General features: G+C 36.3%; 16 protein-coding genes. 2 read left to right on the top strand and 14 right to left on the bottom strand.

From position 1 onward, the window contains the following. The first annotated feature begins 245 nt into the window (after positions 1-245). Both B2145_RS12075 and B2145_RS12070 read left to right on the top strand, forming a co-directional pair. Positions 246-482, top strand: coding sequence for a hypothetical protein (locus tag B2145_RS12075; RefSeq protein WP_291102575.1), 237 nt, complete (start codon positions 246-248; stop codon positions 480-482). Next, complete coding sequence (locus tag B2145_RS12070) at positions 472-801, top strand: toxin (RefSeq protein ID WP_291102573.1); 330 nt, start codon at positions 472-474, stop codon at positions 799-801. The genes B2145_RS12075 and B2145_RS12070 overlap by 11 nt, the downstream gene beginning before the upstream one ends. 265 nt (positions 802-1,066) lie before the next feature. Here the strand turns inward: B2145_RS12070 and B2145_RS12065 are convergent, their stop codons facing one another. From B2145_RS12065 to B2145_RS12005, 14 genes are all read right to left on the bottom strand, one after another. Then, a complete protein-coding gene (locus tag B2145_RS12065; RefSeq protein WP_291102571.1) occupies positions 1,067-2,353 on the bottom strand; it encodes a hypothetical protein in 1,287 nt (428 codons plus the stop codon). Beyond that, a complete protein-coding gene (locus B2145_RS12060) occupies positions 2,350-3,378 on the bottom strand; it encodes a glycosyltransferase family 2 protein (protein ID WP_291102569.1) in 1,029 nt (342 codons plus the stop codon). The genes B2145_RS12065 and B2145_RS12060 overlap by 4 nt, the downstream gene beginning before the upstream one ends. A gap of 179 nt (positions 3,379-3,557) precedes the next feature. Continuing rightward, positions 3,558-3,866 carry a type II toxin-antitoxin system RelE/ParE family toxin gene (locus tag B2145_RS17735; protein ID WP_291123299.1) on the bottom strand — a complete coding sequence of 103 codons (309 nt, stop codon included), beginning with the start codon at positions 3,864-3,866 and terminating at the stop codon, positions 3,558-3,560. Between the two features lie 3 nt (positions 3,867-3,869). After that, positions 3,870-4,097, bottom strand: coding sequence for an addiction module protein (locus tag B2145_RS12055; RefSeq protein ID WP_291102567.1), 228 nt, complete (start codon positions 4,095-4,097; stop codon positions 3,870-3,872). Between the two features lie 175 nt (positions 4,098-4,272). Beyond that, positions 4,273-4,437, bottom strand: coding sequence for a hypothetical protein (locus B2145_RS12050; protein ID WP_349677731.1), 165 nt, complete (start codon positions 4,435-4,437; stop codon positions 4,273-4,275). After that, entirely contained in the window at positions 4,427-5,974 is a 1,548-nt protein-coding gene (locus tag B2145_RS12045) for a glycosyltransferase family 2 protein (RefSeq protein ID WP_291102565.1), read from the bottom strand. The genes B2145_RS12050 and B2145_RS12045 overlap by 11 nt, the downstream gene beginning before the upstream one ends. Then, positions 5,971-7,125 (bottom strand): glycosyltransferase family 4 protein, encoded by a 1,155-nt coding sequence (locus tag B2145_RS12040; RefSeq protein WP_291102562.1) that lies wholly within the window; start codon positions 7,123-7,125, stop codon positions 5,971-5,973. Before B2145_RS12040 ends, B2145_RS12045 begins: the two co-directional genes overlap by 4 nt. Positions 7,126-7,212: 87 nt before the next feature. Next, complete coding sequence (locus tag B2145_RS12035; protein ID WP_291102560.1) at positions 7,213-8,385, bottom strand: glycosyltransferase family 4 protein; 1,173 nt, start codon at positions 8,383-8,385, stop codon at positions 7,213-7,215. Further along, on the bottom strand, positions 8,378-9,775 hold the full coding sequence (locus B2145_RS12030; protein WP_291102559.1) for a hypothetical protein: 1,398 nt from the start codon (positions 9,773-9,775) through the stop codon (positions 8,378-8,380). Before B2145_RS12030 ends, B2145_RS12035 begins: the two co-directional genes overlap by 8 nt. 66 nt (positions 9,776-9,841) lie before the next feature. Continuing rightward, positions 9,842-10,726: a hypothetical protein gene (locus tag B2145_RS12025; protein WP_291102556.1), complete on the bottom strand. Its 885-nt coding sequence runs from the start codon at positions 10,724-10,726 to the stop codon at positions 9,842-9,844. Beyond that, the gene (locus B2145_RS12020; protein ID WP_291102554.1) at positions 10,727-12,163 is read right to left on the bottom strand and encodes an MBOAT family O-acyltransferase; all 1,437 of its coding nucleotides are present in this window, start codon (positions 12,161-12,163) and stop codon (positions 10,727-10,729) included. Continuing rightward, positions 12,163-13,284 (bottom strand): UDP-N-acetylglucosamine 2-epimerase, encoded by a 1,122-nt coding sequence (neuC, locus tag B2145_RS12015; protein ID WP_291102551.1) that lies wholly within the window; start codon positions 13,282-13,284, stop codon positions 12,163-12,165. Before neuC ends, B2145_RS12020 begins: the two co-directional genes overlap by 1 nt. A 303-nt stretch (positions 13,285-13,587) precedes the next feature. Continuing rightward, positions 13,588-13,917, bottom strand: a complete 330-nt coding sequence (locus B2145_RS12010; protein ID WP_291102549.1) for a GIY-YIG nuclease family protein — start codon at positions 13,915-13,917, stop codon at positions 13,588-13,590. 616 nt (positions 13,918-14,533) lie between these two features. Further along, on the bottom strand, positions 14,534-15,580 hold the full coding sequence (locus B2145_RS12005; protein WP_291102547.1) for an N-acetylneuraminate synthase family protein: 1,047 nt from the start codon (positions 15,578-15,580) through the stop codon (positions 14,534-14,536). Positions 15,581-15,842 lie beyond the last annotated feature (262 nt).

The following is a 15,842-nucleotide window of genomic DNA, read 5'->3' as shown; positions in this document are numbered from 1 at the left end:
ATTATACCAGAACGATTGGACTAAAACATATTAACGAATGGTATAAGATTGCAGACGGCTGATTGCATTGACAGAGAGACTTCGTTGAGCAGACTTAAGCGCAGCAATAAACCTAAAAACAATTTCACTCCCAATATTAAAAAAACAGGTTTAAAGAAATGTAAGCATGCTGCAGAAATCTTCAAAAATAGTATTGCACAAGTATGGTACAATTTTTGTATATTTGAGATTCAAAATCTATAGCCATGGTAACTATAAAAATAAAAGAAAACAGCAAACAGGCAAAAATGTTTATAGAGTATGCGAAGACTTTACCTTATGTAGAGTTTCTAGAAACTCCAATCCGTATAGGCAAACCTGCATTAAGCTTAAAAGAAGAAACCTATTTAAACAGATTAAAAAAAACAGCTCTTGAAATGAAAGAATTGTCTTCAGGAAAAAAGAGAGGGCAAACACTACAATCTTTTTTAGATGAGATATAATGTAATTTTGCACGATAATTTTAAGAGAGAAGCAAAGCCACTCTTAAAAAAATATCCTTCTTTAAAAGCAGATTTACAAAAATTACTAGATAACATTGACAAAGAATTAATGCTGGCAACAGATTTGGGCGACGGCTTTAAAAAAATAAAAATAGCCATAAAATCTAAAGGAAAAGGCTCCAGCGGCGGCGGGCGGATAATTACACACGAAACCATAATTTCAATTAATGACACTAATTTGGTTTTCGGTTCTATCTACAACAAAAGTGAATACAACACAATCGACACCGCTATTTTAAAGAAGATATTAGGAATGTAATCCTTTCGGGTTGCAGATTTACGATTTAGGATTTAGGATTTTTTGTAAAGGATTGAGGAACCTCGCTGGAATGGCGGGGTTTTGTTTTGTTGGATGCACAACAAATTAAAAAACTAATTTTAATTAATCCAATAAGGAATATAAGGACATTTAAGAGGACAGATTTCAGGTAGCAGGAGCTAGTGGCAGAGAGTAGATTGCTTGGGAATTACAATTCCATTCCTTTATTGATAAATTTGCATTGCCTATTCAAAAAAATTCTTTTTTAAGAAACTTCTTTAAGAGGCGACTTCTTATCAAAATAATAATTCACATAATAAGCAAATAAAAAAATCAAGGCGGGTCTAACCGGGAACATATACCGCTGCTCTGAATGAAAAATAAAAACATAAAGCAAACTCCAGCCCCATAACAATAACAACGGAAACACAATAATGTATTCTTTTTTTCTCAACACAATAATTATTGCCATTATTGAAAAGAAAATCAACATATAATTGATGCCGTTAATATAAATATGGATTCCATATTTAACCCAATTGCTTTTATTGGATTTCATCAATGGCGAAATGATAAAACTTTGGGATTGAAAGAATTTTAAAGTGTATTGGCGTACCGTTAATACAGGATTATGAATGATGTCATTCTTTACCCAATTGATGTAATAAACTGTTTTATCCAGTTTATTGGCATCGCAGATAGAATCCAGCTCCTTTCTCTTTGCCAAATTATGGAGGTAATCCGAAGACTCAAATCCGTCATGACCATGCTGTGGCAACCAGTTGAAGGGTTCGTCCCGCAATTCAAATCTGGACCAAAGCAGTTGTTTCCTAAATTCATTTTTTTTAAACTCCCCATCATTATTACTCAAACCCTTCTCTGTAAACATTAGAAATAACATCAATACACCTAACGAACCTGCAAAAATGAGTTTATGTTGTAAGTCCGTTTTTAGTGCCAAGAAATAAATTAAAAAAAGGAACGCGAATGGCAATAAATTGGGTCGAAAGCCAACAAGCATAACAACAGCAAATGCCAAGAGCATAAAATCAGTTTTGGAACGCGATTTTAAAGTGACTATTTTTATCCATACATAAACAATTAGGCAAACGGACAAAAAGGAACCTGCTTCGGCTAAAATCCCCATACAATAATACACATGAATGGGAAATAAAGTCAAGATTATTATAGACCAAAACTTTGATTTTTTAGAAAAGCCCATCAAGTCAAAAGAAGCAAATAAATATTTGATTGCTAAGCAGGTCATTATCGAATTAAAAACAATTCCGAAAAGATAATAGACGGCAGCATTATGAAAAACATAGGCAAACGAATAGGGGACAAAATAATAAAACAAGGTAAACAACCCTTTGTCAACCCTAACATCTCCCTGAAAACCATTCAATACAAATTGAATCAATTGAATGGTTCCTTCGTGGTATTCGCCATCTCCGAAAGGTTTCGGCTTGAAGGGAAGAAAATAAAATATGAAACATACTAAAGCCGTAATAATAACAGGATGTTTGGCAACAAAATCAATTATTCTCTTCATATTTTATTTAAACTATTTATTTTTGGCTTATTCAACAGTAAACTCAACCAACCCACGGTTCGCCCCATAGCTTCCGTAAAAGCTTGTTTTCTGTTGGTTGTGGTAAATGTATTGGAAAATCGTATCAAAGTCAAGAGTATCGTGATGGAATGCCATTTTAGTTTCGACTTTAATACAGGTTTTGGATTCTTGATTCTCCATACGTACCAACCATTCCGTACCACCATTACGCCGTATTGGTATTGGTTGGGTCTTCCGGAAGGATTATGAAAATGACCTAACTTGGCCGCCGTATTCACATATAATTTTCCTGTTTTGGCCAGTCTCAAGGTAAAATCGGCATCTTCATACAGACCGTAGCCTTCAAAATAAGTCGAAAATTGCAAGGTATTGAAAACTGATTTTTTGAAAGAGGAAACCCCTCCCATCAATTGTTCCACTTCGTAAGTTTTTCCGCTTGGCGGCAAGAAGCCAACGCTTCTTCCGTGTGAAAAAGTTGGCGAAAAACCTGGCGGACAATCACTGTCTAGACCCAATCTTTTTCGGAGTAGGAAGCGACTGCCCTCCTTTCGTTTCCAACCGTCATAATAATATTCGTCTATTTTGGCTTGGTAATCATATCCCACAAATTCGCATTGGGACTCGTTCACAATATAACCGCCAACCCCCAAGGCTTCAGGATGGATTTCGTAGGTTTTTAGTAATTGCTCGAAATAATCAACTTCCAGAACCGTATCATCATCAAGGAAACAAACAATCTCCATTTCATTCCCCACTCGTTCAATTCCGTAATTTCTTTGTCTGGTCAAACCCCGATGCTCGGGCGGCACCAAAAAATAGTGCAAGTTCTCGAAATGATTCTCTTTTAAAATCATTTCCGTTTCCTTGTTGGTCGAGCCATCAATAATAAGGATTTCATCAGGACAGACCGTTTGACCCAGAACCGTCCCGAAAGCTTTCGGGAGCAACAATTCCAGCAAGGGCTTAGGACGCATATAGGTACAAATGATGAGGGAGAATTTCATACTAGATGGTATTGAATAGTAAATATAGAAATTAGCAAATAAAAAGAAGTGAAGAAATGATGATACTATTAAAAAAGTAGGTTCTCGATACTTTTTTGTTCCTCCCGGTAACTATCGGGCTTACTCCACAAAAAAAAATAAACTGACTGGTTTAAAGTATTCATGCGAATTAAAAATACTTAAATGTTTTTTCTCATTTCCCATATTTTAGGGTTTCTACTTGTGTGCAAAATAGCGAAAATTGAAACTATCAAAGCTTCGTCATCTATTGTGTAATGTACTAGAAAGGGAAATTTTTTTATACCTACACAATGTACCTCTGTATATCGAACAGCATAATTGTGAGGATTCGTTTTAAGTGAATTTATGGTGAATTTGGCTTGTTTTTGAAAGCGAGATCCTAAATTTTGTAATTGAATAGTATACCAATCTGTAATTCCTTGAATATCCTGTAAAGCGTTTTGCTCAATTTTAAGTTTAAACTTCACTTTTTAAGAAGTAAGTGTTTTCGAAGCTTCATCCCAATCCAACATACTTTCCGGGTTCACTTTACTATTTTGCATTCTGTCAAAAACCAACTTTTGATGTTCCATAGGAATATCCATGGTATCGTTCCAAATAAAATCATTGAGCTTTAATTTTTCGGATGGAGACAATTGTTTTACAATATCAAGTAATTGTTGAAAATCAAGATTAATATTTAAGTGTAAACTATTCATAAAATTAATTATTTGTTAGGTTAACTATCTTAATGACAAGAAATAGAACTACAAATTTACAAAAATACTTTCACGGATATAGACCGTTTTAAAAATAAAAAAACTAGTTTCTTTGTTTGGTCAGGCCACGATGCTCGGGTGGAACAGCAAAATAATGCAAGTTTCGGAATTGATTTTATTTTAGAACCAATTCTGTTTCCGTATTCGTTGAACCGTCAATGATCAGAATTTCATAGGGATAGAGCGTTTGTCCCTGAACCGTCCCGAAAGCTTTCGGGAGCAACAATTGGAGCAAGGGTTGGGGACGCATATAAGTGCAAATGATTAGACTAAACTTCATTTTGTTTCTTTAATGTATTGGCCCAGAAAACACTTCTTTCCCATTGATTTCTATAATTTATAAAATACCTGATTGGATTTCGTGTCTTTTGGTATTTATAATACTTGAAAAACAAGATGATTTTATAGCCCCAAATTTGTTCTTGTGTCTGATGTGAAATTTGGTACAGCATTATCGTCGGCGACGGTTTAGGCTGGATGCCGTCGTTTTGCCATTGCAACACGGGTTTTGTCCTGAAACCACCCATAGGCGCTTTCAAATGGAGTATTTCGGGTTCTGGCAAATACAAGACATCGCAACCTTGATTGCGCAATTGCATTCCAAAATCACCGTCTTCCCCAAAGCCAAATTCATAACCCATCTTGAATTTACACTTCTTCAAGTTGTCAGCGAACACAAAACTACAACCCGAACCGAAACTTGGCCATTGAAAAATAGTTTTATAAACTGGTTTTTCATTTTTTTGCAAACAACTCATTGAAACAGCTTTTACTCCTAATTTATCGATGCTTTCTACTATTTTTAGTAAAAAATCATTCTCGATTCGAATATCATCATCGGCAAAGAAAATCCATTCGCTGTTTATTTGTTCCAACGCAACATTTCTTGCATTGCAGGCACCTGCCTGATGGGTAAAGGTATGTTTTATCGTGAATGGCCAAATTTCATTGGTTAAATAATCCAATTCCGATTCGCTTCCTTCGTCAGGATTCTGCTCCACTATAATCACATTTTTGGACAAATGAGTTTGATTGCGTAAATCGCATAACACATCATACAGATAACTTTTTCTCCCAATGGTCGGGATAATGACATCCACGGTGGCTTTATCAATAGTTTTCCTTGATGATTGCACCTTGATAGTATCCAGGTTAATATTTGCCTTACTTCTATTCTTATAAAAAAGCGAAAAAATAAAAGGGGCTACTGGCAATTTCCTTTCGTACAACATCAAGTTCAACAACAACAAAAACACCCATCGCGTTTTATAATGCTGTTTCACGAAACGAAAAAGAGTAAACTTGCTTGTTTTTGTTGAAGAAATATCCAGATTCTGTTTTAAAAGTCGTGGTTCTGAATAACATAACAATCCCTTTCGCATCCCCAACTTTGCCAAGGAGCATAAAAAATAATCAAAATCTTTCTCGAAAGCAATTTCATCTTTTAAAGCCAATACAACCGCAGAGTGAATCCCTCCGACCCCACTGCTCATTTGCCAAGTGGGATAGGGTACTTTTTTATTTATTTTGATAAAGGGAGATTCCTCAACATAGCCAATTGCTTTATCTATAAAAGGGGTATTGGAAGGGTTGTAAGAAACCAATAGTTTTTTATGATGGAACAATTTATCCATTTCCGAAACATTCAACTGCTCTTTTAAATTGACATGACACCAAACTATTTTTTTATCCGGAAATGCTAGGGCTAGTTTTTGCAAACCTAAAGCAATAGGATCATTAACTTCAAATTTAATTTTTTGATTTAGGTTTAAAATTACTTCTGTAATTCTGTTCTTAAAATGGTATACTACTATCAAAACTTATCTACTAAAGATTCATAAAACAACAAGCTTAGCTTCGCCACAACTTCCGTACTAAATTTCTCTTCTATTTTTTTTCTGGCCGCTATTCCAAATCGTTTTTGCAATTCGGTATTCTCCAATAACTGAACAATACTATTTGCATACTCTTTATGATGTGTTGGATGCACCAAAAATCCATCTTTACCCTCCTCAATCATTTCGGTAGCCCAACCAATGTTGGATGCCACGATGGGTTTTTGCATCGCCATTGCTTCGAGCCAAGAAACGGGCAGTGCTTCAGCAAAAGAGGGAAAAACGCAAATTGAAGCTTGTTCAATTTGCTTTCGTATTTCGGCATAAGGGACGCTTCCCAAATAACTTACATTCTGCAACGCTTCATTGGTAAACAAAGATTGCATCATTTGCCAAGTCGAAGTATTTCCAGAAACGATATCAGGTACATCCTTGCCCACCAAAACGAGTTTAGCCTCGGGCATTGTTTTGATCAGCTCATTAAAAATAAGCGGCAATTCGAGTAATCCTTTTTTACGGATTAGAGTCCCAAAATACAAAAGCCCCCTAGCCCCCGAAGGGGGAATTACTTTGCCAATAGTAAAAGAAGAGCTGTCTATTGAATTTGGAATGATAGTGAATTCTTTATTCAATCCAAAAACTTCGTTGGTCCTATCGGCCGTAAACTGGCTTACCGAAAGCAGTGCATCTGCCTTTTGCAATGCCCTTTTTTCGTGGAATTTATTGATCCATTTTACGGGGCGACGATCCAAATGACAAAAATAAGTGTCGGAACCGTTAAGCCGTATTATGATTGGGCATTTTTGGGGCTGAATAAAAGACGTTATTCCTGTCCAATCAGGCGCTTCGACCAAATCGATTTCCTTATTTTCATACAATTGATTGATGATTTTTTCTATTTTTTTTCGAGTCAAAAACCAGGACAATCCCTTGAATTTTACATTTCGTATTTGCTGAACGGTTATACCATCATCCTCAAAAACGGCGTCTTCTTTTTGTCCATACACCAAAACCCGAATCGAGTGACCTTGTTGCAAAAGTCCAATTGCCAAGTTCTTGATGCTCGTGCCAATGCCTCCAGAACTTCCGGTTTTTGGGTGTGGGTATTCAGGAGTTAAAAAGGCAATTTTCATTATTTTTATATATTACTGTATTTTTTATATGTTTTTTACACACCCCTTCCGATAGCTATCGGAAGGGGGTGTGTTTTGAATTTGTTTTCAATTTAATAACTGTATATGTTCATCAACCATTTTTTCTAAATTAAAATCGGCATCAATTTGTACGCTGACATCTTTGTCAATTTTAAGTTTACCTAAAACGATATTTTTTATAATTGCCGCAAGCTGATTATAGTTTCCAGCATTAAAAAGAAATCCATTTTTATTTTCTTCAATCACGGAAAGAACATTTCCAGCTTCGTGCGTGGTAATTACAGGAACGTTACATACTAAACTTTCAACAATAGAATAACAAAATGTTTCGCCATAAGAAGGCTGAATCAAATAAGAATATGAGGCATAAAGTTCATTTAGTTTAGAAGAACTCCCTTTAAAATTAACAATCGTGACAAGATTAAATTCATTGGCTAATCTTCTTAACTCAATTTCATATGGACCTTCCCCATAAACGTCAATTTGTATTTGATTTTTTATGTCATTTTCTAAAATTGAAACTGCTTTTATCAAATCCTGAATTCCTTTAGAATGGCGCAAGTGGGAGGTAACGATGAATTTGTTTTCCTCACCCCCCCCGATAGCTATCGGGATCTCTCCAAAAGATTGCTTCGTCCTGAAAGCTTTCGGGACTCGCAATGACTGGGGGTCGAAACTTGAAATAGTAACATTTTTACGTTTTACGAAAACCGAGGTAGCAATCCCATTATAAATAATGTTGGTTTTCTTGGCAAGAAAAGAACCGTAATCCTTGAGAATGTGATTTCGGGTGTATTCGGAGACCCCGACAAACTGGTCGATATAGCGGGAATACAAAACGCCCTTGATTTTATTTTTTATGATTTTTGAAATCGGAAAGCCTTCCAGCGGTCTTGGATTATGATCCACCGCAATGATATGTCGAATGCCGGAAGCTTTAGCCTTTTTGAAAAAACCGGTACACAAAGCCACAAAATGCGTGACTAAAATATCGTATTTTATGTTTTCCTGATTCACTTTTTCCAAGAAAAATTGCTCCACATTTTGATTATTAGCGCTAAAAATAGTCAGTCCCGAGAAGAAATCAAACGGTTGGTAATCCACAAAATACCAATCCACTTCGTAGCCCAAATCTTTAGCTTTCGTGTCATACGCCACCCAAAAACGATCCATACCGCCAATGCGGTTGGGATGGAGCGCATAACTGCATACGATGGCTATTTTCTTTTGTTTAGTCATTAAAATGGGATAATGTAGTGGCAATTCTTTTGCTTGTGCCTAATAATGGTTCGCTTATCTGTAAATCAATCATCGCTTTTCTTTGTTTGGTTCTCTCCTTCGGATTGCTCAAAGCGGCATCAATTTGAACCATTAATTCTTCCTTATTTTTCGCAATGGTCACGGATTGGCTATCGACCACTTTTTTAAAATGATCATACATTAAAAACCGTTGATCATTGTACAAACCATTTTCCGGATTACCAAAAACGGTATTGATTACAGGGGTGTCAAACAACATAAAATCTAAACTCATCGTCGAACACATATTGATATTCAAATCGACATTTTCCAACAGCGACCGTAAATTCGTAATATCTTCTTCGCTAGGAATACGTTGCGACCAGTTTTCGGCGTGATTTTCTCGAGTCAAAATCCATTTTGGAACATTCCAAATTATCTCTAGAAATTCTTCTTTAACGGCTTTGAACCTAGAATCATCTTCGGCGGGAGACGTTCTCACAATCAATTGCACTTCAGTTGTAATGCTTTTATTTCTGATGGCATTGGCAATTGCCTTGATGACGACGGGGTCATTTTGACCAATCGAAACATCGGCACAGCTGTAACAAATAGTTTTCACATTGTCATCCAGATGGAATTTCTTGTAAAAGTCTTCGGCCGTAGTTTCATATTTTGGCATTACATACGGTTCAAACTGAGGTGTTCCCACCACTTTTACCTTTTCGGTTGGAACATTTGGGTAAAAATACAACAATTCGACTTTCATCAAATGACTCCAAACCAAGAAATAATCAAATGCACCTAACATCCTTCCTTTTGAAGCCAGATTGTCCCAACTAAAAATAAAGGTGCTCACCGGTATTTTCATTTTTTGGGCAGCATACAAAAATGGTGCGACATAAGGTGGTCGTTGATGCGTAAAAAAAACATGGGTTGGCTTGTCCTCTTGGAGCAATTGAATATAGGATTTGGTAATTTTATTATTGGAAACCGATAAAAACTGTAATTTTTCAGCAAACAAAATACTGGTATCTGAATGAATAAAATGGGTGAAAAAATAAATACTTTTGACTAATAACGATCTAACCGAATTAGTTGTGGGATAACCTGAAACCAAATTATCTTTCATTCCATAAAAAGACTGGTGTTTTTGCAAATGTGCCACTTCCTTCCACTTTCTGAAAAACCACGTCAATTTTCCTTCCACAAAAACATCCAATTCTTTAATAACTATATGGGATTGTGGAACCGTATGAAATGCAGATAGAGGCAGACCTGAATAGATTGTAATCGCATCAAACTGCTTTGTGGCTTCCCTTATGAAATCACTCATTATGAAATTTCTGAAACCAACGCCGTCCGTTATTACTATTCCTAGTTTTTTCATTTATACAAAATACTCTTTTTTTGTTTATTCAACTATTGAAATTCAAAAAATTATTTCCTTATTCATTTAATTCATCAATAATTCCTCCGTAAGGATTTCCGTAAATCTTTTTGCCCCGCTATCATTCAAATGATTACAATTCATAAACATCGTATCGTCATTGAGTGCACGCGAAAAATCTTTGAATCCGGGAATTTTTTTCTTCAATTTTGACATAAAATTCTGGTTCTTGTTATTATTGCAAAACGGTGCACAATAAAACACAACATTCATATTGTTATGCTTTGAAAAAGACTGGATGCTATCTAAAATTGAATTTTTATCTAGAATTTTATTAGGCAATGACCCCTCTGATTTTATGGAGTTTCCTTGCAAAGCAACATATCCTTTATTTGTAATTATTTTATTTTTTTTATGAATTATATTGGTAAAAACCTCCCTGAATCCCAGTTTCAAATCATTGTTACAGTACCTGTAAAAGGGGATGTAATAATTAGCGACAGGATTTTCAGCAAATCTATTCAAATATTTTCTAGTAATGTTATTCTCTCTAACAAATGGAATCATTTCATATTCAAAAATATTGGAGTGTCCATCCTCAATGTTGTAAATATAATCCACTTGAATTAATATGGTTTCATAATGAATGTTGTATTCCTTGATTAATTGCAAAACGGTATAAATATCCCCTAATTTAGCTGCTTGAAAACCTAGATTAATAGCTACTTTATCTGTCTTATCATGTATTACTGAAGGCACAATTCCATTTTCTACTCGTGATGAACCCAAAAAAATATAATCCACTTCCTTGTCTTTTAAACTTCTCAAATACTGAAATTTAGTTCTGGGATAAGAAGTCTCGTATATTTTGGTATACACCACATCCAATACCGACATCACCATTAGAATCACCATTATGCCACCAACTATATAACTGGTAAATTTCTTCATCTAAAATTGGAAATAAATAAAATCACTTGGACTGGAAAAAGCGCCTAAAATCAAGATTGCTGTAAGTATCAGTATTGCCTTAACTGTTACCCATTTTCCTGAAATGAAATGTTCTCTTTCTCTTGAATTCCATTCCAAAACTACAAATAACCCCAACAATAAAAGTAATTCAATGGAATACCGTTCAAAATCTAAAAACTGAATTTTTCCATTAAAATTAAAACTGAACATATTCTTTATATATGAACAAGCTTCCGAGACCGTTTTAGCTCTAAAAAATATCCATGCAAAAGTCGTTAAACTAAAAGTGAATACCATACTCGCCAATTCTTTAAATGTAGGCAAGGATTTCCCTCTTGCAACACTATCCAAATTATTTCTGTTGTTTTGGGTTATCAAAAGCGGTAGAAAATACGCCGCATGCAATGCGCCCCAGACAATAAAGGTCCAGTTGGCTCCATGCCAAAACCCGCTTACCAAGAAAATAATAAAGGTATTTCGAATTTTCATCCACATTCCACCTTTACTTCCTCCCAACGGAATGTATAAATAATCCCGAAACCATGATGACAACGAAATGTGCCAACGTCTCCAAAACTCGGCTATATCCCTCGAAAAACAAGGATAGTTAAAATTCCGCAACAAATCAATTCCAAATAATTTTGAAGTTCCTACGGCGATATCCGAGTAACCACTAAAATCTCCGTAAATCTGGAAGGAAAAATAGATAGCTCCCAAAAACAGGGACAATGAATTCATGGACTGATAATTATCAAATATGTCATTGACATATAAGGCACAATTATCGGCAATGACCACTTTTTTAAACAACCCCCAAATAATTTGATGCACACCATCAATTGCCGTATTATAATCAAAAAACCGTCTCTTCCTTATTTGCGGCAATAAATGGGTGGCTCTTTCGATAGGTCCTGCTACCAATAATGGAAAATAGGCCACAAAAAGGGAGTAGGTAATTATATTTTTTTCGGGTTGTATTCTCCCTTTATAAATATCAATGACATAGGATAATCCATGAAACGTGTAAAAAGAAATTCCTACTGGCAATATCACTTTCAATGTCCAAAAATTGGTCTGAATTCCTAGTCCAGACAGTGCTTCCGCAAAAGAATCGGCAAAGAAATTATAATATTTAAGCACCCCCAGAAAACCCAAATTCACTATAATACTCAACCAAAACCAAAAAATTTTATTGCCCTTATTTTTAGCTTCCACCATTTTTATTGCCGTAAAATAATCCAAGGCTGTAGAAAACAACAAGAGGAAGAGAAAACGCCAATCCCAACACCCATAAAAGAAATAACTCGCCACAAGCAACAAAAGGTTTTGGAGCTGCAAACTTTTTTTGTTCACCCACCAATAAACCATAAAAACAATCGGTAAAAACAAAAGGAATTGAAGGGCGTTAAATAACATTATCTGTCTCTAAATTGTTTCTGGTGATTGATGGTCCAAATATCTTGATTTCCTATCGATTCCAAAAACAATTGGGCACTGTTTCCCTGACCAAAATCAGGATTCGTTTTTTTGACTTGATGACTATCTATATTTTTTAAAGCCACATTGATACTTTCAATAGTATAATCCACATTGATACAATCTGCATCAATTGCCCTGTTTTGTTGCCGCGTCCCAATATTAATAATTGGAATTCCATAATAAGGCGCCTCCCGAATTCCGGCACTACTATTCCCAATAATAAACTGGCTATTTTTCAACAAAGTCAGGAAATATTCGAAGCGCAGTGACGGAAAAACCCTGAATCGAGGATTGTCTTTTAATTTTTTATAACCATCAATGATACATTGACTCCCCAAATCATTGTTGGGATAAATAACAACATAATTATGCGAGTCATTCAATAAAGCCTCCATAAAATTATCGGCATACTGCTGCATCTCTTTTGCCTCGGTGGTTACCGGATGAAACATGACAATGGCATAGCTATCGAAAGGAATCTGGTAATAGTCCTTGACTTTCTCCAAACCGGGCAATTCCTCCGAGAACATAATGTCGATATCGGGAGAACCAATGGTAAAAATGGAGGATTTTATTTCTCCCATTTGTTTCAATCGCTTGGCCGCCTGATCATTGGAAACAAAATGAATGTGGCTTAATTTACTCACACTGTGCCGAATCAATTCATCGACAGTACCCGAAATTTCTCCTCCTTCGATGTGAGCTACTAAAATATTATTCAACGACCCCACGATGGCACCCGCCAATGTTTCCACTCTGTCCCCATGAACGACTATCATGTCTGGACTTATCGTCTTTACGTAAGCTGAAAGTCCTTCGATGGTTTTGGCCAAAGTCAAATCCATGGTGGTTTCGTGGGTGTGATTTTCAAAAGTGTGCACGTTTTTAAAATTACATCTTTCGATTTCAATAAGGGTGTAACCGTATTCTTCCTGCAAGTGCATACCCGTCACGAACACAAAAACTTCAAATCCTGTTTGCTTTTCAAGAATTTGAATCAATGATTTTATTTTGCCGAAATCGGCGCGTGTTCCGGTTAGGAATAGTATTTTTTTCATTTAAGTATAAAACTAATTTTTTCTTATTGTCATGTCGAGCGCAGTCGAGACACTTTTTATATATTAATCCCTCTCGACTTTAGCCTGTCTTGAGCGAAGTCGAAAGGCTCAAGATGAAAAACTTGAGGCGACAACTGAATATTACGTCATGTCGAGTTCTTCGTCTGGTTAAACTCAAAATGTTTTGTTTTTTTAGTGACATCTCGACTATAGCCTGTCCTGAGCCTGACGAAGGGCTCGATGTGACAGTACGATCCTCTTTGTCAAGTCGAGCGCAGTCGAGACTCTTCTTCAAGAAACTCTCTATAAATCAATCTCATTATCTGGATTGTATTTATGATGTGTCGCATTTCTACATTCGGATAAGTCTTGCAATTTATCGAAATTTTCGTCTATTAAGCACTGTTTTTTCTCCCTGCTCCATTTTTTTATTTTCTTTTCAAACTCAATTGCCTGATTAGGCTCCGTAAAATCTTGATAAAAAGCTAATGTCACAGGTCTTCGAGAATGGGTATAAGCTTCTGGATATTTGCCTGCATTGTGTTCTATCAAACGTCTATCAATATCCGATGTAATTCCGACATATAGCGAATTATCATTGCATTTGAGAATATAAACATAATAGAATTTCATAAAACATTTATTTGAATCTTGACTTTACTTTCTCTCGACTGTACTTCGACTTCGCTCAGTATAAACTGTTCGAGGTGACAATGCGTGCATCTCATCACGTTTAGTGCAGTCGAGATATGTTATATTAGTCATCATAAATCTCAAATTTTAGCCTGTCCTGAGCCTGACGAAGAGCTCGATGTGTCAACTGTGTTTTTTGTCACGTCGAGCGCAGTCGAGACGCTTTAATATTGAAATTTGAATACAAAAATCAACTTTTAGCTTGTCCTAGGCTTGACGAAGGGCTCGAGGTGACAACTGTGATTTTTGTCACGTCAAGCAAGGTCTAAACAATTATTTCTTTTATAATGAATCTCGACTGTACTTCGACTTCGCTCAGTATAAACTTCTCAATTTGACAACCTTGCTACTTATCTAATACTATTTGTCAGGTCGAGCGCAGTCGAGACCATTTCTTTTACATCATCAAAAATCTCGACTGTACTTCGACTTCGCTCAGTATAAACTTCTCGATTTGACAAATTATTTATCTTAAGACATCTATAGGTTTGTCACGTCGAGCCTTTCGACTTCACTCAAGACAGGCTAAAGTCGAGACGCTTCTATCAGAGATACTTTATTTTTCAATATCCTCCCACCTTAATTGCTCATCATTTTCAACATTTCGACTAGCTTTCTTCCCTATCAATTCACTAAAATGCTCCGCCAGAATTTCCCCTGTTCCGGGGCGTTTCACCCAGATATTGTCTTTTGTAAATGTTTCCCCTTGTTTGATAGCGGCAATAGTACAGACCGTGGCAAAAGCAAAATCGATGGTAACTTGCTCTTCTTTGGCAGGTTCTTTTGTTCCGCCACGCATTTGCCAAATCTCATTGGAGTTTATAATTAATTCTTTTGCGGCATGCTCATCCATACTGCACACAATATCGGGTCCTGTTCGCAGCATAGTGTCCGTGAAATGTCTTTCCAGAATACTGGCACCCAAAGCCACCGCACCCAAACAGGCATTGTTATTCATGGTATGATCCGACAAACCAAAAACTTTATCTGGGAAGTCATCGTGCATTTCCATCATTGCGCCAAAACGCACTAGAGGAATGGGGGTTGGATATAAATTAGTGGTATGCAACAGTGCCACAGGAACGTTATGTTTATCAAAAATGGCCACGGCTTTGCGAATGCTTTCAATGGTGTTCATTCCCGTACTCAAAATAACGGGTTTACCAAAGGAAGCAATGTGTTCCAGCAAGGGATAATTATTGCATTCGCCAGAACCAATCTTGTAAGCCGGAACATCAAATTTTTGCAATCGTTCTGCGGCAGCACGAGAAAAAGGGGTAGAAATGAAAATCATCCCTTTGCTCTCCACATATTTTTTGAGTTCCAGTTCATCGGTTTCATTAAGTGCACAACGTTCCATTATTTCATAGATGGAAACATCGGAGTTGCCGGGAATTACTTTTTTGGCGGCACCACTCATTTCGTCTTCCACGATATGGGTTTGGTGTTTCACGACCTCAACTCCTGCCCGATGGGCAGCGTCTACCATTTCTTTGGCTACAGCCAAAGAGCCTTCGTGATTAATGCCGATTTCGGCAATGACCAAGGGAGGGAAATCGGGGCCAACAAAACGATTTCCTATTTTTATAAAAGGGTTATTCATGTTATTTTTTCTTAATTCGATTTAAAAGGACACACCCCTAGCCCCTATAACTCCATCCTATATTTAATTTTGGAGTCGTTGAACCCAAAAGGGTTTCAAGAGGGGAATATGACCCTGCTACTATTATCCTTTTAGGATTAACTTGTATAATCCAGCTATAGACGTATAATTATTTGCATTTCTAACTCCCCTCTTGATTGCTTCATTCTTCGCAATGACAGGGGAATCTACCCTGCAAATCATTTATATTTTGTTTCGAAAA

Source organism: Flavobacterium sp. UBA5153 (assembly GCA_002413745.1).
Classification (GTDB): Bacteria; Bacteroidota; Bacteroidia; order Flavobacteriales; family Flavobacteriaceae; genus Flavobacterium.
Note: the sequence above shows the minus strand (reverse complement) of the source record. Positions and strands in the feature narration are given on the sequence as shown.